General features: G+C 42.9%; 28 protein-coding genes and 1 riboswitch. Of the genes, 10 read left to right on the top strand and 18 right to left on the bottom strand.

The features are described from left to right. Positions 1-10 precede the first annotated feature (10 nt). Positions 11-883, bottom strand: coding sequence for a DMT family transporter (locus ICV39_RS03110; protein WP_215390435.1), 873 nt, complete (start codon positions 881-883; stop codon positions 11-13). A 75-nt stretch (positions 884-958) separates the two neighbouring features. Here ICV39_RS03110 and ICV39_RS03105 point away from each other — a divergent pair, with 75 nt between their 5' ends. The 4 genes from ICV39_RS03105 to ICV39_RS03090 are packed head-to-tail and all read left to right on the top strand — an operon-like array spanning position 959 to position 3,317. After that, complete coding sequence (locus ICV39_RS03105; RefSeq protein ID WP_251372718.1) at positions 959-1,468, top strand: MOSC domain-containing protein; 510 nt, start codon at positions 959-961, stop codon at positions 1,466-1,468. Then, entirely contained in the window at positions 1,465-1,860 is a 396-nt protein-coding gene (locus tag ICV39_RS03100) for a GNAT family N-acetyltransferase (RefSeq protein ID WP_215390434.1), read from the top strand. The genes ICV39_RS03105 and ICV39_RS03100 overlap by 4 nt, the downstream gene beginning before the upstream one ends. Before the next feature lies 1 nt (position 1,861). Next, entirely contained in the window at positions 1,862-2,506 is a 645-nt protein-coding gene (locus ICV39_RS03095; protein ID WP_215390433.1) for a histidine phosphatase family protein, read from the top strand. A 28-nt stretch (positions 2,507-2,534) separates the two neighbouring features. Next, entirely contained in the window at positions 2,535-3,317 is a 783-nt protein-coding gene (locus tag ICV39_RS03090; protein WP_215390432.1) for a MipA/OmpV family protein, read from the top strand. Positions 3,318-3,354: 37 nt separating this feature from the next. Here ICV39_RS03090 and ICV39_RS03085 read toward each other — a convergent pair whose 3' ends face one another. Then, on the bottom strand, positions 3,355-3,546 hold the full coding sequence (locus ICV39_RS03085; protein WP_215390431.1) for a hypothetical protein: 192 nt from the start codon (positions 3,544-3,546) through the stop codon (positions 3,355-3,357). Between the two features lie 157 nt (positions 3,547-3,703). Then, positions 3,704-3,807: riboswitch (glycine riboswitch) on the bottom strand. A gap of 131 nt (positions 3,808-3,938) precedes the next feature. Next, positions 3,939-4,718 carry a substrate-binding domain-containing protein gene (locus ICV39_RS03080; protein ID WP_215390430.1) on the bottom strand — a complete coding sequence of 260 codons (780 nt, stop codon included), beginning with the start codon at positions 4,716-4,718 and terminating at the stop codon, positions 3,939-3,941. A gap of 85 nt (positions 4,719-4,803) precedes the next feature. Between ICV39_RS03080 and ICV39_RS03075 the strand changes: the two genes are divergently transcribed. After that, complete coding sequence (locus tag ICV39_RS03075) at positions 4,804-5,694, top strand: LysR family transcriptional regulator (RefSeq protein ID WP_215390429.1); 891 nt, start codon at positions 4,804-4,806, stop codon at positions 5,692-5,694. A gap of 295 nt (positions 5,695-5,989) precedes the next feature. Here the strand turns inward: ICV39_RS03075 and ICV39_RS03070 are convergent, their stop codons facing one another. The 5 genes from ICV39_RS03070 to ICV39_RS03050 all read right to left on the bottom strand — a co-directional run bounded on the left by ICV39_RS03070 (position 5,990) and on the right by ICV39_RS03050 (position 9,152). Then, complete coding sequence (locus ICV39_RS03070; protein WP_215390428.1) at positions 5,990-6,301, bottom strand: cytochrome c, class I; 312 nt, start codon at positions 6,299-6,301, stop codon at positions 5,990-5,992. A gap of 10 nt (positions 6,302-6,311) precedes the next feature. Continuing rightward, complete coding sequence (locus ICV39_RS03065; RefSeq protein WP_215390427.1) at positions 6,312-7,532, bottom strand: molybdopterin-dependent oxidoreductase; 1,221 nt, start codon at positions 7,530-7,532, stop codon at positions 6,312-6,314. Positions 7,533-7,694: 162 nt separating this feature from the next. Beyond that, positions 7,695-8,348 (bottom strand): cupin domain-containing protein, encoded by a 654-nt coding sequence (locus tag ICV39_RS03060; RefSeq protein ID WP_215390426.1) that lies wholly within the window; start codon positions 8,346-8,348, stop codon positions 7,695-7,697. A 110-nt stretch (positions 8,349-8,458) separates the two neighbouring features. Then, positions 8,459-8,857 (bottom strand): hypothetical protein, encoded by a 399-nt coding sequence (locus ICV39_RS03055; protein ID WP_215390425.1) that lies wholly within the window; start codon positions 8,855-8,857, stop codon positions 8,459-8,461. A gap of 16 nt (positions 8,858-8,873) precedes the next feature. Beyond that, positions 8,874-9,152, bottom strand: coding sequence for a heavy-metal-associated domain-containing protein (locus ICV39_RS03050; RefSeq protein ID WP_215390424.1), 279 nt, complete (start codon positions 9,150-9,152; stop codon positions 8,874-8,876). Positions 9,153-9,218: 66 nt separating this feature from the next. Between ICV39_RS03050 and ICV39_RS03045 the strand changes: the two genes are divergently transcribed. Next, entirely contained in the window at positions 9,219-9,833 is a 615-nt protein-coding gene (locus ICV39_RS03045) for a Crp/Fnr family transcriptional regulator (protein ID WP_215390423.1), read from the top strand. Between the two features lie 38 nt (positions 9,834-9,871). Here the strand turns inward: ICV39_RS03045 and ICV39_RS03040 are convergent, their stop codons facing one another. Both ICV39_RS03040 and ICV39_RS03035 read right to left on the bottom strand, forming a co-directional pair. Further along, on the bottom strand, positions 9,872-10,198 hold the full coding sequence (locus ICV39_RS03040; protein ID WP_215390422.1) for a hypothetical protein: 327 nt from the start codon (positions 10,196-10,198) through the stop codon (positions 9,872-9,874). Beyond that, positions 10,191-10,316: a DUF3149 domain-containing protein gene (locus ICV39_RS03035; RefSeq protein ID WP_215390846.1), complete on the bottom strand. Its 126-nt coding sequence runs from the start codon at positions 10,314-10,316 to the stop codon at positions 10,191-10,193. Before ICV39_RS03035 ends, ICV39_RS03040 begins: the two co-directional genes overlap by 8 nt. A 131-nt stretch (positions 10,317-10,447) precedes the next feature. Here ICV39_RS03035 and trxC point away from each other — a divergent pair, with 131 nt between their 5' ends. Together trxC and ICV39_RS03025 are read left to right on the top strand one after the other, a co-directional pair. Continuing rightward, the gene (gene trxC / locus ICV39_RS03030; RefSeq protein ID WP_215390421.1) at positions 10,448-10,870 is read left to right on the top strand and encodes a thioredoxin TrxC; all 423 of its coding nucleotides are present in this window, start codon (positions 10,448-10,450) and stop codon (positions 10,868-10,870) included. After that, positions 10,867-11,784 carry a prenyltransferase gene (locus ICV39_RS03025; RefSeq protein ID WP_215390420.1) on the top strand — a complete coding sequence of 306 codons (918 nt, stop codon included), beginning with the start codon at positions 10,867-10,869 and terminating at the stop codon, positions 11,782-11,784. Before trxC ends, ICV39_RS03025 begins: the two co-directional genes overlap by 4 nt. Here the strand turns inward: ICV39_RS03025 and ICV39_RS03020 are convergent. The 8 genes from ICV39_RS03020 to ICV39_RS02985 form a co-directional block, all read right to left on the bottom strand. Further along, a complete protein-coding gene (locus tag ICV39_RS03020; RefSeq protein ID WP_215390419.1) occupies positions 11,768-12,484 on the bottom strand; it encodes a Crp/Fnr family transcriptional regulator in 717 nt (238 codons plus the stop codon). The genes ICV39_RS03025 and ICV39_RS03020 overlap by 17 nt on opposite strands. 91 nt (positions 12,485-12,575) lie before the next feature. After that, a complete protein-coding gene (locus ICV39_RS03015) occupies positions 12,576-12,794 on the bottom strand; it encodes a DUF2892 domain-containing protein (RefSeq protein ID WP_215390418.1) in 219 nt (72 codons plus the stop codon). 16 nt (positions 12,795-12,810) lie between these two features. Then, the gene (locus ICV39_RS03010) at positions 12,811-13,128 is read right to left on the bottom strand and encodes a metalloregulator ArsR/SmtB family transcription factor (protein WP_215390417.1); all 318 of its coding nucleotides are present in this window, start codon (positions 13,126-13,128) and stop codon (positions 12,811-12,813) included. 10 nt (positions 13,129-13,138) lie between these two features. After that, entirely contained in the window at positions 13,139-14,116 is a 978-nt protein-coding gene (locus tag ICV39_RS03005; protein ID WP_215390416.1) for a sulfurtransferase, read from the bottom strand. A gap of 10 nt (positions 14,117-14,126) precedes the next feature. Beyond that, positions 14,127-14,753 (bottom strand): hypothetical protein, encoded by a 627-nt coding sequence (locus ICV39_RS03000; RefSeq protein ID WP_215390415.1) that lies wholly within the window; start codon positions 14,751-14,753, stop codon positions 14,127-14,129. 7 nt (positions 14,754-14,760) lie between these two features. Further along, entirely contained in the window at positions 14,761-14,994 is a 234-nt protein-coding gene (locus tag ICV39_RS02995; protein ID WP_215390414.1) for a hypothetical protein, read from the bottom strand. 18 nt (positions 14,995-15,012) lie between these two features. Then, entirely contained in the window at positions 15,013-15,582 is a 570-nt protein-coding gene (locus ICV39_RS02990) for a YeeE/YedE thiosulfate transporter family protein (RefSeq protein WP_215390413.1), read from the bottom strand. A gap of 1 nt (position 15,583) precedes the next feature. Continuing rightward, positions 15,584-16,111 carry a YeeE/YedE thiosulfate transporter family protein gene (locus ICV39_RS02985; RefSeq protein WP_215390412.1) on the bottom strand — a complete coding sequence of 176 codons (528 nt, stop codon included), beginning with the start codon at positions 16,109-16,111 and terminating at the stop codon, positions 15,584-15,586. Positions 16,112-16,304: 193 nt separating this feature from the next. Here ICV39_RS02985 and ICV39_RS02980 point away from each other — a divergent pair, with 193 nt between their 5' ends. Both ICV39_RS02980 and ICV39_RS02975 read left to right on the top strand, forming a co-directional pair. Further along, positions 16,305-17,267: a c-type cytochrome gene (locus tag ICV39_RS02980; RefSeq protein ID WP_215390411.1), complete on the top strand. Its 963-nt coding sequence runs from the start codon at positions 16,305-16,307 to the stop codon at positions 17,265-17,267. A 79-nt stretch (positions 17,268-17,346) separates the two neighbouring features. Continuing rightward, positions 17,347-17,655, top strand: a complete 309-nt coding sequence (locus ICV39_RS02975; RefSeq protein ID WP_215390410.1) for a high-potential iron-sulfur protein — start codon at positions 17,347-17,349, stop codon at positions 17,653-17,655. Positions 17,656-18,124: the final 469 nt, after the last annotated feature.

Here is an 18,124-nt window from a genome sequence, read left to right as displayed (position 1 = left end):
TGAATATAAATTAAGTACGCTTGACTAGCATTCTTTTACTTAAGATCACCGTAGAAACCACCAAGAATGCAAACACCATATTCATAGCCGTTAAATGATCGCCCAATAAAATACTAGCAGCTACTAGAGTGCAGAATGGTTGTATGAGCTGAACTTGGCTGACTCTGGCAATGCCGCCAATGGCAAGGCCCTCATACCAAAAGAAAAAACCAAGAAACATGGGGAAAAGACTTAAGTAAATAAAACTTGTCCAAGCAAGCGCATCGGCATTCCAATACTCTGGCGTGAACATATAGAAAGTGGCAATAGCATTAATTGGAAGCGAAACCACCAAAGCCCAAGAAATAACCGCACGTGGATTCATACGACGAGACAGCTCTCCGCCCTCAACATACCCAATACAGGCGCAGATACCACCAGCAACCAAAAGGCCGTCGATATAAGTAAAACTTCCTGCGCTTTTTAACAATGCATAAACCACAACCAAAGCAGCGCCAAGCAAAGATACCAACCAAAAGCCAATTGAAGGGCGTTCTTTAAAGCGGATAACTCCAATTACAGTTGTGGCCAAAGGCATCATTCCCAAGATAACTGCGCCATGAGATGAAGATCCTTCTTTCATGGCTACGGTAGTGAATATTGGAAAACCAAATACAACGCCAAGAGCAATGATGACAAACTTAATCCAGTCAGACTTTTGAGGCAAAGGCGCTTGTTTGTAAAATAGATAAACCAAAGCAACCAAGCCGGCCAAGAGCGCCCTACCGAATGCAATGAAATAAGGGTCAAAGCTCAGAACAGCGATCTTACTTACGGGCAAGGTTAAGCTAAAAATCAGAATGCCGATAAAGCCTATCAACATTCCCTTGCTTTCTTGATTCACGCCTGTCCCTTTTGATGTGTTTTAGTTCATTGTATTAATAAAGCGCTGGCATTGGGCTGTAATATACAAATACTCATGAGTACAAGACAGCCCTATATTCAGGCTATTTATATTGCTGCGACTGCTGGCGCACCGATGCAATCATTGCCCAAAGCCAAGATAACTCCATTGGGGATAGAAGGGGATCGATACACCAACAAGAAGGGCGCTTATTCAAATATCATTCCCAACAAAATACGGCACCTCAGTCTTATCACCGAATCCGGAATTGCCATTGCCAATGAGTGGCTGATGGCCGGAGAAGAGCCGACATTTGATGCCTCTGAAACCCGCAGAAATATTGTTATTGGCGATATGAGCTCGGAAGATCTGAATTCTCTTGTCGGGAAAACATTTGCATTAGGACCTCTCGTTCTCAAGGGCAGTGAATTATGTACGCCATGCCAAAGACCCGCTCAGCTCCTAAACAAACCGGACTTCATTATTGCGTTTGAAGGGCGAGGAGGCTTAAGGGTGGAAGTGATGAATGTCGGTGAAATTTCAGTAGGCGATGTATTGAGTCTAAAAATAAAGGATGAATCATGATTCAGTATCGAGACGACGCTGAAGTTACAGTTGAAGAAGCGATTGATTTGTATATTCGCTCAACACTGGGTGAACGCAGGCCGGTTAATAACAAAGAAACTTTTGAGGCAATGCTAAAAAATGCAAACCTCACCATAACCGCATGGGATCAAGGTAAATTAATTGGTATTTCGCGATCACTGACTGATTTTGCTTATGTCACTTATTTGGCTGACCTAGCAGTGGACCAAGAATATCAACGCATGGGGATTGGCAAAGAACTTATCGCGCAAACTCGAAGACATCTGGGGCCCAACTGCATGATTGTTCTGCTAGCGGCTCCAAAAGCTAATGAATACTATGAGCACATTGGCTTTGAACATAACCCCCGTGCCTGGACGCTGAAAAATTAATATGAAAACAACTCGCTTTTGTCTCGTCCGTCATGGTGAGACCGATTGGAATGTCGCGCGTCGCCTTCAAGGGCATACCGATATTCCACTAAACCAACACGGGATTGCCCAAGCAATGCAAATGGCAAAGGCCCTTAAAGCAATTGATTTGCAATTTGATGTTTTGTATTCCAGTGATTTGCAACGTGCAGCCAATACAGCAGGTGCGATTGAAAAAAAGTTTGGCGTCAAAGCCATCATTGATCAACAATTACGTGAGCGTCATCTTGGTGCACTTCAAGGACTCACTACAGAAGAGGGGCCACAACTCAAACCCGATCTTTGGGCGATTCACCTGAGCCGCAATCTTGATCACCCCCTAGAAGGCGGGGAGAGCATCAAACAATTTGCTAATCGCATTCATAGCGCATTGGAAAATATTCGAATGCAGCATGTAGGCAAAACTATATTATTGGTGAGCCATGGTGGCGCACTAGACATGATGTATCGACTAGCCTGTAAGCAATCTTTAGAGTCCGAAAAGGCGGTGGCCGTACCCAATGCATCTCTAAACTGGATTAGCCATAACGGACATTTTTGGCAGGTAGATAAGTGGGCTGACACAAGCCATTTAGAAAATATAGCCCTAGATAATTTAGATCTTTAACTGCCCCAAAATGCCCTATGATGTTGAAATGAAATCCATGACAAAGCTCCTAGCTACCCTGGTAGCCATAATGCTATCCATTTCCGCCTACGCCGCAGACTTGGAGCCCGTCGATGTGCCTAATAGCTTGCCCGATCGAATCGTCGGCGATATCGGTGTCGCTGTTTATAGCTCCAATATGCATATTGGCACAGAAGGCACACAATCTTTAGTGCTTCCTTATGCTTTTTTTGATTACAAACGGTTCTTCGTGCGAATTGATGAGGTGGGCATTAAGACATTTGAGCTTGGCAACGGATATCTTGAGCTTATTGGAAAAATTGATTTAAACACCTACAAGGTTAAGTCTCCTTTTAATGGCGCATCGATTAATCGTAGCGACCCAATTCCTTTAGGCATTGGCACTTATCAAGAAACACCGATTGGTGGTTTTTTTGCGAATGCTTATCACGACTTTGGAAAATCTCATGGTGCTCTTTATGAGCTTTTGTATTTTGCTGAAGTAGAGACTTATAAAAATATTGTGTTGTATCCAGAATTTGGGATTGAACGACAGTCCAGCCAATATGCCAACTACTACTACGGTATGAATACTGGCGAAGCAAATGCAACAGGCTACGGCACCTATGTTGCGCCTGCCACCAATAATTTGATAGCGGGCTTCATGCTAGAAATCCCAGTTGTAGATAACTGGTACATCAATCTCTACGGGCGTCGCAAATGGTTAGGCAATGGTATTAATAACAGCCCCGTTATGAACCGCTCGTTCCAAGACAACATTTTTGCCGCTCTAGCCTATCGTTTTAAATAAAAAATAAGCCGCTTATTAGCGGCTTATTTAGCAATCATTATTTTGCAGTATGCAATCGATTGTGGCTAGACGAACAGAAGTCAACAATGACTTCTGCAAAACTCAAATATCGAGAATTGCTTTTTCTAAAAAGATCAATTTCAGCAGCTAAGCGTGAAGTTTCATCCTTAAAACCAACATCTTCATAGCCTGGATGGTATGGTGCTTCTTCCACAAATTTATTGCTCATATCAATACCTTATGTAATAAATCCTTAAATTGCATTAAGGGTGCGTCAAAATATCCCGCCAATGCGCGGTACCAAAAAAGATGGATTAATTACTTAAGTGGAATTGTGCATACAGTACTCCCAAAGCGATCCATCAATCACAAAAAAGTGGATGGATGCCGCTCCCCCTGTCCTTGATACCTGAGAGATTCATGCCAAGCTGAGCTTGGGACTTGCTCCTTCGGTGCGCCATCAATATGGCGACTCTCCAGACGGCCGTTAAATTTAAGCAGTACCTTCCTATGGGATACCTGAGCGTTCATGGGAGTTTGCGCCTTCGGTGGAGGGCATGCCCTCACTCTCCTGCTTAATAGAAATTATATCTAGTAATTTTGCTATTTAACTAATGGGTTTTACCAAGGCAATGCGGGCAACATCGGCTTAAGTCCAGCCTTCTGAATAGTTGGCGCAGCTTTGGGGGAAGCCAGAAATGCGATCAGATCTCTAGAAGCATTTAGGTTTGCAACATTACTAGTAATGCCCGCGGAGAACAAAACGGTTTGCTGAACTTCTGGAGGAATCTCACCAATGAAATCAATTCCCGGAATGGGAATCAATTCGCTAACCTGCTGAAAACCCAGCTCTGCATCACCTCTTGCTACTACAGTGCCAACGCGCTCGCTATAAATCTTTTTCGCTGTTTTACTCATTTGCTCGGCAATCCCCAATTTAGGAAATAGCTCGGTGGATAAGTAGGTTCCGCTTGCACTAGCTGAATAAGCCACAGATTTTGCATTGAGCAAGGCTTGCTTTAAGGCTGGAACGGTGCTGATATCAGGCTTGGGAGCGCCCGCTTTAACAGCAGCACCAATCACTGAAGCAACCAGATCTACGCGAGTGCCTGGTTGCACTGCTCCACTTTTGATAAAGCCATCTAAAGATGGTGACGCCAAAATTAAGACATCAAACTTTTCATCTCTTGCTAGCCTTGAAGGAATTGAATCCGGCGCCGCACCCATAGATGAACCATAAGAAATAATTACCTTATTAGGCGACTGCTTTTCATATTCAGGCACTAGAGCTTTCAATGCCTCAGCAAATGCACCTGAAGTAATTACTTGAATATCGGCAGCAAGGGCAGTTCCTGCAAAAAGAATGCTAAGGAATAGCCCAATTAATCCTCGTTTAAGCAATTGCTGTCTCCTAAAAATATAAAAACATCAAATTTTCTATCTATTAGATTGATTTGTAAATTGCAATATTTGATATTATTGTTGCATGAAACGCATTAATTTTGACCTTCAGCAACTAATTGCTTTTGTGGCGATTGCGGAGCGTAGTAGCTTTAAATTAGCAGCAGAAGCCATCAACCTGTCTACACCGGCACTATCCAGAAGAATCGAAAAGCTTGAATCAAAATTAGGGGTACGCCTTTTCAACAGAACAACAAGAGAAGTCAAGCTCACGCCGGTTGGTAGATCGTTTTTAGATCGAGTGCTAGTTACCTTAGAACAACTAGAAGAGACGGCATTAAATATTGGCGACATAGCCGAACTCTACATAGGACAAATAACGATTGCCTGCATACCCTCTACCATTGATAGCTTACTTATAAAGCCTATAGAGCATTTAATAAAACATTACCCGAAGATTAAGATCAAAATCTTAGACGGGTCAGAATCCTCAGTAATTGAGAATGTAAAAAACGGAAAAGCTGATTTCGGACTTGGCTTTTTAAGCAGCCCAATTCCTGGAATCATTTTTGAAAAAATTCAGGATGATATTTTTATTGCATTAATGCGAAAAACCGACCCACTGGCAACCAACCAAAAAATTGAATGGAAGCAATTATCCAAGCATCGACTTATCACTATTGGCCAGGAAAGCGGAAATCGCCAAATATTAAATTCGGAGCTATTTAATCTAGGATTAAGTAGCTCAATAGCTATTGAGGCTAACCGAGTGTCATCATTACCCAATCTAGTAAGCGCTGGTTTTGGCACTGGAATAGCTCCACTCCTTTCTTTTAACCAAGAGAACCATCCAGACGTTAGAGCCATCCCATTAACAAAACCAACATTAAGCAGAGAAATTGGGGTAATAAAAGCTCACGGCGGAAAACTCTCACCCATCGCAGAAATACTATTGGGGCAAATAAAGACACCGTAAAGCAATCGCACACTCAATCGCACAGTCATTTTGACCGCCCGATAAGTCAATAGATATAAAGGCAAACGAAGAGCCACGACTTCTTTTAATCCGCTGGTCGCGAGTTCGAATCTCGCCCGACCCACCATATAGAATAAGGCTTTGCGGGCGATTCGCTTCAGCCTATAAAAATCTCAAAAATTACGGCCCTTACTGCATAAGGGTTTGCTGTTAGCGATTCAATCGCACACTTTTCAATGCTTAATTTAACAAAACCCTCACCATTACTGATGAGGGTTTTCATTCAGAGTAATTATTACTTCCTATTTGCGCCATAGGTTTGATTGAGATATTCAACAATCACCGGGACCTCTTCATCAGTTACTGGAGCCTTAAAAACATTTTTCATTCTGAGAACCTGTGCATTCCAATAACCTACCCCTGTATTTGGAGGCTGATATTCAGCATAGTGGGCTGAGTGGCAAGCAGAGCATTTTTGCAGAGTTAATTGATACCCCGGTAGATCAGATGGTCGCCATAGAATGGTATCCGCAGGTAGCTCAATGGTTTTTGCTTGTGCAATTTGATTAAATGCAAGCGCAGAAAGGATAAGGGCAATTTTTTTCATATTTTTCCCCTTAGACAGCGGTAACTTTTACTGTCTCAACGACATTTCGCATATAACCAGCCGGCATCCAACTTGCAGTCATTGGCTGAACTTGGCCTGCGTGATTAAAGGCTCTGACCCTCAAGTCCAAAACACCTTTTTGCTTTGGCGTAAATTCAACGCGCCATTCTCTAAATGAGAAGCGGCCAAGGTCTTGGCCCAATCTGGCCTCCGTCCAATTTTGCCCATTATCTTGTGAAAACAAAACCTTCTTAATTCCGTAGCCAGCATCAAAAGCTATACCTCTTGCTTGAATTGGTTTGCCGACGTTGACAACGCTGTTATCTGTGAAGTTGGTGATAAATGAGCGGATCGTAAATTGATTAATCGGGATCGTTTTAGATGGGGCCGTACCAGGTGCTACACAATTGCAGTCATTATCGGGAATACGGTATGCAGGATTCATCCAATAGCCGTTGTACACGTCATTCACGACTTTGATTTCGCTAAGGTGTTTAACCCAGTACGTGCCGTAATAACCTGGCACAATTAACTTGATCGGGTAGCCATTTAAAAATGGAATATCCGCTCCATTCATTTGATAGGCCACCATCACATTACCGTCCATGGCGTGGTCAATATCTAGACCTTTTACAAAATCAGAATCACTTGGTAAGACTGGCTGGTCTAAACCATCAAAGGTAACTTGCTTAGCGCCGCGACCTGGATTGGCGGCTTTTAAAATATCTTTTAGGGCGACACCAACCCAAGCGGCATTACCCATGGCGCCATTACCGAGCTGGCCACCGTTAACGCGAGGCTCAAATAAGCCACGGCTATTACCCGAGCACTGATTAACGGCAACGATACGTTGCGATGGGAAGTTTTTCTTTAACGACTCTAAAGAGATTTCTAGAGGCTTCTCTACATTGCCGCCTACTTTTAGACGATAGGTGTTGGGATCAATTGAGGTCGGAATGCCGGCCATGTGATAACGCACAAAGAATTCATCATTTGGCGTAATGACATGATTGTCGTAATACTTAAAAGGAGTCTCTAATTGTGGCGGTCTGGAAGTGAGCACAATCATAGGCTTTTTTTCAGGGAAAGCCATCAGTTCTCGCTCACCATAGGCAATTGGCAAAGTTGTCTTTTCAGAACCTATTGCCCATGTTGGTAATAATGAACTAGCCCCACCGGCTAAGGCTGCCGTAATGACTTTACGTCTATTAGTAAAGTTTTTTGAATTCATGGATATCTCCTCCACACTATTTTTTAACTCAATTCAGAATAGCTATTTTTATAGAGGTCTGCCTTAGTGATTACCCTCAAACTTTATTAAATATATCGCTTTAAAGGGCGAATAATGCTTACCGGTTAATCTCCATTTTTAAGATCCAAATAATTAAGAAAACTAGCCGAGCAAGTGCCCAGTCTTTACAAAAATTACACAACCCTCTTTGCTAAATGGCTTGTGCAAGCTCATATGTGGACTTCTAATCCATGATCCCTCAGGATAGCGGCCATGTTCGTCCTCAAACACACCATCGACAACAAATATTTCTTCACCACCATAGTGTTTATGTGGGTTGAAATACGTTTGCGGAGCCCAACGAACTAGAGTGGACCCGGTTCCCTGTTGCATAAGTGGCATTACATGAAGGCCCGGCAACATACCTTGATGCCAAGTGGCTATTTTTGTATTAACAATCTCTCGCCTCACCTGGTCAGCTCCGAGATGCCTAAGTTTTACGAACAGAGAGCAGCCTAAATCACTAAATGGTGCGTGCGATGAGCCTGGTGGATTCATGATGAAAGTACCAGTAGGATAATCCCCCTCCTCATCACTAAAAGTGCCCTCTAAAACCAATATCTCCTCACCGAATTCATGCGTATGAGTTTTGAATTTTGATCCAGCTTGATAACGAATGATTGAAGTGGCTCTAGCAACCTCATCACCAAGGCGATCAAGCATTTTCCTTTCCACGCCTGGCTCGGGACTGGGAATCCAAGGCAAATCGTGATGATTAATCACAACTCTTTGACTGTAATCTGCGTTGATATTCATTTATTACATCTATATTTACGAGGATATGCTAGAGGATAACAAGCAAACTAAATCATCACCCAAAAGAAAGCCACCCGCAGGTGGCTTTGTGCATATCACTTCAAATCTTGTTACCCGCAATTTTTGCCAGACATCATCTGAGGGCCATGTCCTACTGGCAAAGTAATTCCTTTTTCTTTTGCCCGCTTTTCCATCTCAGCATGTGTTGTGGTCATAATAGCTTGACGCTCTTCCCATGACTTTGCATCAGCCATCTTATCCATCATTGCTAAACGCTCTGCTGGAGTCATGAGCTGTTGCATGACCTTCATTGGCGAGTTAGGTCCCGTCATCTGACCTTGCATCATTTGTCCGCGCATCATCCCTGGACCCATGCCATTACCCATCGGACCTTGCCCCATCATCCCCATAGGCCCATTGCCGCCCATCGGACCTTGTTGAGCATGAACTATCGCAACTAAACCCAATGCGACAGTGATACCAATCACTACTTTATTAATCATATTCATCTCGTCTCTCCTTTAATTAATGACAACAGCAACTTTGACCGCCACAACCACCGCCTTTACCCTGCTCCGTTGAAGCAACATCTGCCAAGCCAATGGTTGACGGATAACCATCCGCGTCCAAGGCAGCCAACAAAGAGCTTGCGTCGCCTGGAAGATCTCCAGTCACGCTAGCCGTACCAGCAGATAAATCTACGACTACTGCTTGCACGCCTGGAACTGCACTCAGCGCTTTTTCTACATGCTTCACGCATGAACCACAGGTCATTCCCGTTACTTTTAAATTGATTGTTTCCATATCACCCCCCTTTTGTATATGTTCATTATTGGTCTGGGCCATAAAAAGACGTATGATTCTGATCATATGGATCTGTATATTCCCCAAACCCTCAAAGAACTATTGCCAGATGCACTTTTAAGTCAGTGCAAAGCACACCCCTTTGCCAAGGGTGAATACCTTTTTCACCTAGGAAAAGCCCCTGAATACATGTTTTTTATTGTGTCTGGAGAAGCGGTGCTAAGTAGATCAAATCCTCATGGAGAGGCGACAATCTTGCAACGTTGCAAAGGGGGCTTTTTGAGTGAAGCCAGCCTACTAACAGACGTATATCACTGCGATGCAATTGCCACCCATGCTGGCACAGCCATTACCCTACCGATCCAATCTTTTAGAAGCTCCCTCAAAGATGAACAATTTTCCTCAAAGTGGATCAAGCTCTTAAGCAGAGAAATCATGCGCCTTCGCACCCAATCCGAGAGACTTGGGCTAAAAGACATTAAAAGCAAATTGATTCATCTGATTGAAACCGATGGAAAGCAAGGAACTCTAGTGCTGGAATCTGACTACAAGTCACTTGCCTCAGAACTTGGTATTACACATGAAGCGCTTTACCGCTCGCTATCCAAGATGGAAGCAGAAGGCTTGATTGAGAAACAGCAAAACTCATTAAGGCTTATCAATAAATTATTTCGAGCCTAAGATTGCTAATTAATTTGAGTCGAGGCTAGCGCAACTAATTAGCCCTTGAGCCTATCAGAGTCCTCTAAGGGATACGCATCAGCAACATACGCCGGCCCTTTCATTAGCACGACTATGTAAGCTCCAATAACGATAGTAAAAATCGCAATCCAATAACATATCAAGGTTGCGATCACTAAGATATCAATTAAACCTGAATTACCAGCCACCTTAGGGTCAGAGGAAATGATACGCGTCAAGAATGAAGGCATCAAAATTGCTAATGTTCCCATTAGCGTCCAAAAAGGGGCTTGACGCAAGATCCATCTTTCCTTACCAGGAGGCGATGTTTGAAAGCCCGGAAGGCGATTCAACAACTTAGTCATTTATTTGAGCGCTTTTTTTGACAAATAATCTAATAAAAAATACAAACATCCCAATCATAAAAAGAATCACTGCCAAGCTCAATTGACCAGCAAATGTTCCGAATAACTCTAGTAGCATATACGGCCTCCTTATATCACGTTGATTCATTCTGACCTTATAGAAATTAAGCTCTTTGATCCAAATCAAAATATAAAGACTTGATTCGCCTCCATAATAAGTTCATGATTTACATCAAATAAAGGGGGAAAATGATGCTTATCAAATGCCCAAGCTGTAATAAATTTAATCGACTACCTCTAGATCGGATCAATCACAAACCGATCTGTGGATCGTGTAAATCCAATCTTCTTTTGGGCCCAATTGATGCTGATCAGGCAAGTTTTAGGGAAGTGTTGACTCAGAGTAAATTGCCAATCATTGTTGATTTTTGGGCGCCTTGGTGTGGGCCTTGTAAGATGTTTGCCCCCACCTTCGAAGCAAGCGCCAAGAGGCACGGTGAAAAAATCCTGCACATCAAAATAGATACCGAGGCTAATCCTTCGATTGGCCAACAATTTAATATTCGCTCAATTCCTACATTGGCAATATTTAAGAATGGGGCTGAAGTTGAGCGAATCTCTGGCGCACTTCCGCCAGCGCAACTAGAACAGCTTGTATTAAAGGCAATATGAGTACAGCTATAAAGTATTTTTTAGCAACTAGGCCAGCTTTTCTTACTATTACTATTTTTGGTTGTTTGATTGGTTTTGTTTTTGGAAATTTAACAAACAATCCCAATTGGACCATCAACCTCCTTGCGTTGGCAATGGCGTTACTAGCACATGCCGCAGGCAATGTATTAAACGATTATTTTGATCACTTAAATGGATCTGACTTAATCAATTCAAATCGAGTCTCGCCCTTTACTGGCGGAAGCCGCTTCATACAATTAAATATTTTTCAGCCTAAGCAAATTTATCAATTTGGAATTCTGCTACTACTGCTGGCAACGATCCTTGGTCTTTTTCTTTGCTTTATGACCACCTGGAAACTGTTGCCAATTGGAATCCTTGGAGCAATGTTCTTATGGATGTATTCAGCGCCACCTTTTAAGCTTATGTCGCACGGGGTTCTTGGTGAGATTGCAATTGCACTCTCTTGGTCCTTGGTTGTTATTGGATTTTCAGCTTTGCAATCGGAGGTCATTGATATTGAAATTATTCCCATTGCCATTGCATACGGACTAATGGTTGCCAACATCCTATTTTTGAATCAGATTCCAGACATTAATGCAGATAAAAGCTCACAGAAAATGACGTTAGCAGTTCAATCAAGCCCAAAACATCTATGGATTTGGTACTCATCTTTTCCGCTATGTGCATACCTGCTACAAATTTTTGCTATTCAAGGGGATTTTGCCCCTTTGCAGACCATGGCAACTATTTTGGTCATGCCCATTTTTTGGTTCTGTGCTATTAAATTAAAAAGCGGCGAAATGAATCAATCTCATTTGAGAAAAATGATACCGATCAATATATTAGGCGTTCATCTATATGCCTTACTATTATGTGTCGGATGTATATTGAACGCTAAAGTCCCTTTTTAGCAAATTCTTGAAGTACCTGGATACTCGGGATCTGGACGGATAGTCTAGTAATGTTGGAAATAAGGCCCTGCTCTGCCATGGATGCTAAAGCCCGGCTAATTGTTTCAAATTTAACATCCATCATCAAACCCATATCCTCGCGCTTAAAGAGCGGTGCAAGTGCATGAGATCCAGACTCTTTAGCCAACTTGAGGAAAAATCGCGCTAAGCGCACTTCAATTCTTCCGGTATTGATTTCAGAAAACCAAGATTCTGATTGAAGTAGAGCCTCTCCCCACTTACGAACAATTTGCCTATGTAATCGTGGTGACTCTTCACCCAAACTCACAATAATTTGTTTTGGAATTCGGCATACATGTGCATTGGTCAAGGCAACAGCAGCATGCTCATATCGATCGCCTAGCAATGCCTCCATACCAAATAGATTACCAGGCAAAACGATCCTAACGATACGCTCGGAACCATCAGAGTTAATATGCAAAATCTTGACATAACCACTGCGTAATGTATACAAGGACTGGGCTGAATCCCCTTGAGCATAAATCTCTGTATTTGCATCAAAACTTAAGTCGTCAATGGGGCTGTGTATTTTTGAGAAGTCCTCTTCATTTAATTCAGCAAATAATGCCGAACTTCTAATCGAGCAATTCTCACAATCACTTACGCCCTGCCAGGCACTCTTAATCTCAATGGTTTTCATGCGACTAACTTACACCAAATGAATATGAAATGGATGACTATTTTTAAACATTACAAAACTAGAATACAAAAGCCACCCATTAATGATGAAGTTATTTCTCGCAACGACCGCCTTTGCAAGCAGCCCCAGTTCCACAGGTGTTAATTTTTAGGATTGGGTATGCCGGGCAAAATCTAAATAAACCCGTGGCAAGTGGAATAACACCGATCCATCCCCAAGCGCCAACAATTCCAGTAGCAGCCAAGCCCATTAATACCAATCCCACTGCCATACGCAAAATACGATCGACACCACCAACGTTGCATTTCATCTTCAAACTCCTTTAGCTATCTATTACAGTAATTTCTATATAAGACATCCATCACCTCTAATGCCACCTCATTAGAGAGGGAATAAAAAATTTGCTTACCCTCTCTTCTGGTCTGAACTAATTCTTCATTTCTCAAAACCGTCAATTGTTGAGATAAGGTTGGCTGATGTATATCAAGACATTCTTCAAGCTCACTGACACACTTCTCACCTTGACTAATCTGACACAACAGCATCATCCGATCTCTATTGGATAACACTTTCATCAAACGGCAGGCATCATCTGCTGATGACTGCATCTTTTTGAGGTTGATATTAGTTTTTAAGACGGGCATACGAATATTCTTAGTTAAGTGGCACACCTACTAAAGGACGTCCTTCTAGTGTCCACAGATATAAGGAGCCATCATACAGCTTGGTTGACTTGTTTCCTACAAGCTCAGACATGACAAACCAGCCACCTGCTGCCAAATGCCCAGTGTTGCAATAGGCAATTGTTGGACCTTTTGCACTCAGGCCATTGGCCGCCAATAAGGCATCATAAGTATTTTTCTGCCAGAAATATAAAGCGCCATTCGTTGGCTTTGCTAATAATTCAGGAGCCAATTCTTTAGAGCCAGCAATATGACCAAATGTCATGACATCAGGACGCTTAGCAAGTCCTAAATACTGCGCAGGCTGACGAGCATCTAGCAATTGTGGTTTACCGCCTTTTGATGCGGCAGCAACCTCATCAGAACTAGCAATCAATTCTTTGCGATAGGCCTTTGCGGACCAGTTACCAGCTGCTTTTTGATTGTTAGCGGTTTCGTAATTGCGTCCCTCACCTAACCAACCGGCAATACCACCATCCAGCACGGCAACTTGATCTTCGCCGTAGACCTTAAATGTCCAATAGGTCCTTAATGCCTCGTCAATGTCAGACATATCTTGACCAATAGGAACAAGCACAATTGGCTTATCAGAGTTCACGCCCAGAGATTGCACCAACTTCTCAAAATCAGCCTTTTCCGGAATCAAAAACTTAATTTTCTTACCATCAACAGTTCGCTCTGCACGTACCTTTTTAAAATCCAGAAGACTGGAGTTTGTTATATGGCCACCCACTTCAACCAGAAACTTCTTGCCAGTTTTTTTATCAGTATCAAATTCTGGATTTTTCAGGTAACTAGCGAGATCAGTTCTCACTTCAATCACCTGAACCTCAGATAGATTATTAGACAACCAATCAGCACTAACTACAGGGCCAGGCAAGTTGATCGCTTGGGCCAGACTAACCAATCCACTTAAAACGATAGCTAAAAGCCATTGCATTTTTTTCATATACACCCCTTTATGAATTTACATCTAATAAACACTCAGAAAGACGACCCATCAAGTCAATCTTTCGCTCAGTTAATACATGATTTTCTTTTGAATCTAGCGCGAGCTTTCGATCACCAATTTCTTTTGTTAAGCGGTGGATTTTTTGATCTCGCTCCAAAATTAGCACTTCAATTTCTACAAAAAATAATCTAATTAAGGAGCTTATCCATCTGCAGACTGGAGCCATGCGACCTTTGACGGCCATCTCAAAACCACTAAGAGATTGAATGACTCGCATCGCATCTGCCATATCCTCACCAGTTACCCATTGGTTGGTAGTAAACAAACGCACCGGGATCCCCTGCTGATTTAGGGCAATCCCAATTAAATGATGAAATGAATTTTTTTCACGTTTAATTACATGAAAATGCCCATGCTCTCCTTTAGGCATTTCACCAAGAGAATGGGCGTGGTAATAAAACTCGTAGCCACTCACTTTATCTACCAGGTCTTCGCTTGGATAATGCTGCCACTCAACAAAATCCCTAGCACCACATAGTGCAGCCTCACTAAGAGTACGGCCAGACTTGGCGTACTGCATCTGAATACTTGCCAGCTCCTGCGCCGCTAACCAAAGATTGGATTGGGTGAGCATAGATTAATTACTCTGCAGCTTTACGCTTTTTAGGACCACAAGGATTGGCTGGCCCACAGGGATTAGCCGCCTTTTTCTTTGCTGGTCCACATGGGTTAGCAGACTCCTTTTTAGGGCCACAAGGATTTTTTTGCTCGGCACCTGCAGGGGTTGTCGGTGCATCTGCAGAATGTGCGAATGGAGCTGCTGATAGGCTGGCTAAAGCCAGAGCTAATGCTGCTACGGTAGATTTTTTAGACATAGACTTCTCCTTTAAAAATTAGACTGAAGTTTCGCAACTAGAACTCTTGCATTTCTTTTCCATCCAAGATCCCAGAACAAACACTCCGATTGCTGCGATAACCATCACTACATCGACAGATAACACTGAAACATGAAGGGCATCTGGCAATGAATCTGCCTTTGTGTACTCGCCAATCGTTGTTAGGAATTCGATACCAGGATAAATTCCTGCAAATAGCACCGTTCCCAATAGCAATCCAACTAAAAAGATTGCGGCATCAATGCGTCCAGACATAAATCCGACAACCGAAGTTCCGGGGCAATAGCCCCCAATTGCAAATCCAGCGCCCACCAAAGCTCCTCCGATTGCTGCTGCCCCTAGAAACGCTGGAGGGACAAATAGACTGCCTGCATCTACAACACCGACCTTCTCTAATACAAGTAGACCAACTGATGCAAACACAATCGCAGTAAACATCACCTTAAATACCGACCAATCGCTTAAGCGAAATTGCCCTGTTAACTTATTGGGATTACCGAAACCGGCACGCTCCAGTACAAAACCAAACCCTATTCCTAAGAGAAGTCCCGATAAAATTTCACTCATCTTATTTTTTCTCCTTCATCAAGCGACTAGCCAAAAGTCCAACTGCAAAGAATGTGACTAAAAAGGTAAATCCAGCCAAACTCAGTACTGCTGCCCCAGATAGCCCAAGACCACTAGTACAGCCTGCGGCAATACGCGCACCAAAACCAGCAAGCAATCCGCCCAATAGAGCTGTAACAGGACGCTTAGCACCACCTAGGTATTTTTTTCCATCTAATTGAATATGAATTCGCTTTGCTAGAAATGCTGATAAGAGTGCACCGATTGCCACGCCAATTACCTGCCATGTAATCCAAGCACTCAGTGGGTTTCCATCCTCCACCATGCCACCCAGATAATCATTAGCGCTAGTAGCAACCGGGGCGGCATGCATCCCAATCCAGGCAGTCAATCTAGTAGTAAAGCCAGTAGCCCCAAGACCATGACCAGTATTGACAAAAGTTGCCAGCAAAACCAGTCCTAGCAAAATTCCCGCCATAAGGGGGTTCATATATTGCGTCTGCTTAGCCTGTCCGCTTGTCGTTTCCATAGTAATTGGCCTCATTTAAGGTTTTAATAATATATTAAGTTATATAATATTAAATCGATCAACAAAGTCAAGTTTTTAAAGCGGTTAAACAAATGTATTTGATCTAAATCATGCAAAAGACTCTTTTCATGACATAGATCATGCTGCGTCAAGAGTTAATGACTAGAATTTTTAACCAACATTAGGGTTCCATATGAAGTTCCATAAGTTTTTACTGCTACTGCTCATCGCCCCGGTTATTGCCATGGCACAAACCGACGATCTTGGTAAAAAATATGACGTCGATAGCCTTCCAAATGATCACTATGGTCGATTAGTGCGCTATGGAAAACAATTATCAGAAAAAACATTTGAAGTTATTGGTCCCGAGGTTGCCGATAAAAAAATGCGTTATGCCGGCAATAACTTAGCCTGCACTAACTGCCATCAAGAAGCTGCGACAAAAAAGTTTGCGATGCCATGGGTTGGCGCGCAAGCAACATTTCCTCAATACAGGGGACGTGAAAACGATGTCAGCACTATTGAAGAACGGGTCAATCGTTGCATGGAAAGAAGTATGAATGGCAAAGTGCTTCCATTTGATAGCCGAGAAATGAAAGCTTTTGCTACCTATATTCACTTCTTGTCTAAAGGTGTTCCAGTGGGCGGCGCTGTAGAGGGCCAAGGATTGCCAAAATACACCCCTCCAGATAGAGCGTCTAATCCAGCCTTGGGCGAGAAGGTATATGCTGAAAAATGCGCGGCATGTCATGGCCAAGATGGTGCTGGACTGAGGAACGGAAAAGTGGGTGAAGCAAAAGGCTATACATTCCCCCCATTATGGGGAAAGGATACGTTTAATAACGGTGCCGGTATGAACCGTTTATTAACGGCAGCAGCATTCATAAAGACTAATATGCCCCTCGGCACATCACATGGTCAGCCAATGCTATCCGATGAGCAAGCTTATGATGTAGCTGGTTATATCCTAAGTAAGCCACGTCCAGTCAAATCGAATTTAGATAAAGATTTTCCTGCTCGCTGGAATAAGCCAGTTGATGCAGCATTCCCCCCTTATGTAGATGGCGCTTCTGCCGAGCAACATAAGTACGGCCCATTCCAGCCATTAATGGAAAATATGAAGCGATTGAAACCTGTTTTAGATAAAGGCGTGTAGAGTTAACCCGAGATCAGAAATAACTCACAATGTTTTTATTAGAATTTATTTAAATTTTTACACTTAATCTGGAGTCCATATGAAATCCACTCGTCGTCAATTTATGATTTTGTCCGCCGCTGGTGCTTGCACTTTGGCATTAAACGGTAAGGTTCAAGCCCAAGCCATGGTTGCTGAGGCCGATCCACAAGCTGCTGCATTAGGCTACAAGGCAGATGCCTCGAAAGTAGACAAGGCAAAGTACGCCAAATACGCCGCTGGTCAGCAATGTAGTAACTGCGCTTTATTCCAGGGAAAAGCCGATGCTGCTGCAGGTGGTTGCTCTTTGTTTGCCGGCAAACAAGTTTCCGGTAAAGGCTGGTGCTCTGCTTACGCAAAAAAAGCTTAATTTTTAATGCAAATAACAGGCCGCCAAAGCGGCTTGTTATTTAATACCAGCAGATTTAAGCAATTCATCAAATCTCCTCCTCAACCAGCGCCCCAGCAAGAAGAAGTACCGTTACTTAAGTAACGCTCAAAAGTTCGAAATCCGGTCTATAGATTCGAACTTTGCACCAAAAAGCAATCGCACAGTCAATCGCACGTTCATATTTTGGTCACTTAAAGCCTTATGCTATATAGGGTTTTGAAGACCCACGACTTCTTTTAATCCGTTGGTCGCGAGTTCGAATCTCGCCCGACCCACCAGTTATACAAAAGCCCCTTGAGTAATCTTGGGGCTTTTTCTTTTGGTTACGGAAATTAGCGGGTGGAAAACCCAATAATTCATGAGCCTCCCATAAAAAATTCTGCGCTACCCCACCCCTATCAAAGGCATTCTCCGGGCGCATAATTGAATCTAGGCCTTTTGACTTAAA

The organism is Polynucleobacter sp. MWH-UH25E, from assembly GCF_018687095.1.
GTDB lineage: Bacteria > Pseudomonadota > Gammaproteobacteria > Burkholderiales > Burkholderiaceae > Polynucleobacter.
Note: the sequence above shows the minus strand (reverse complement) of the source record. Positions and strands in the feature narration are given on the sequence as shown.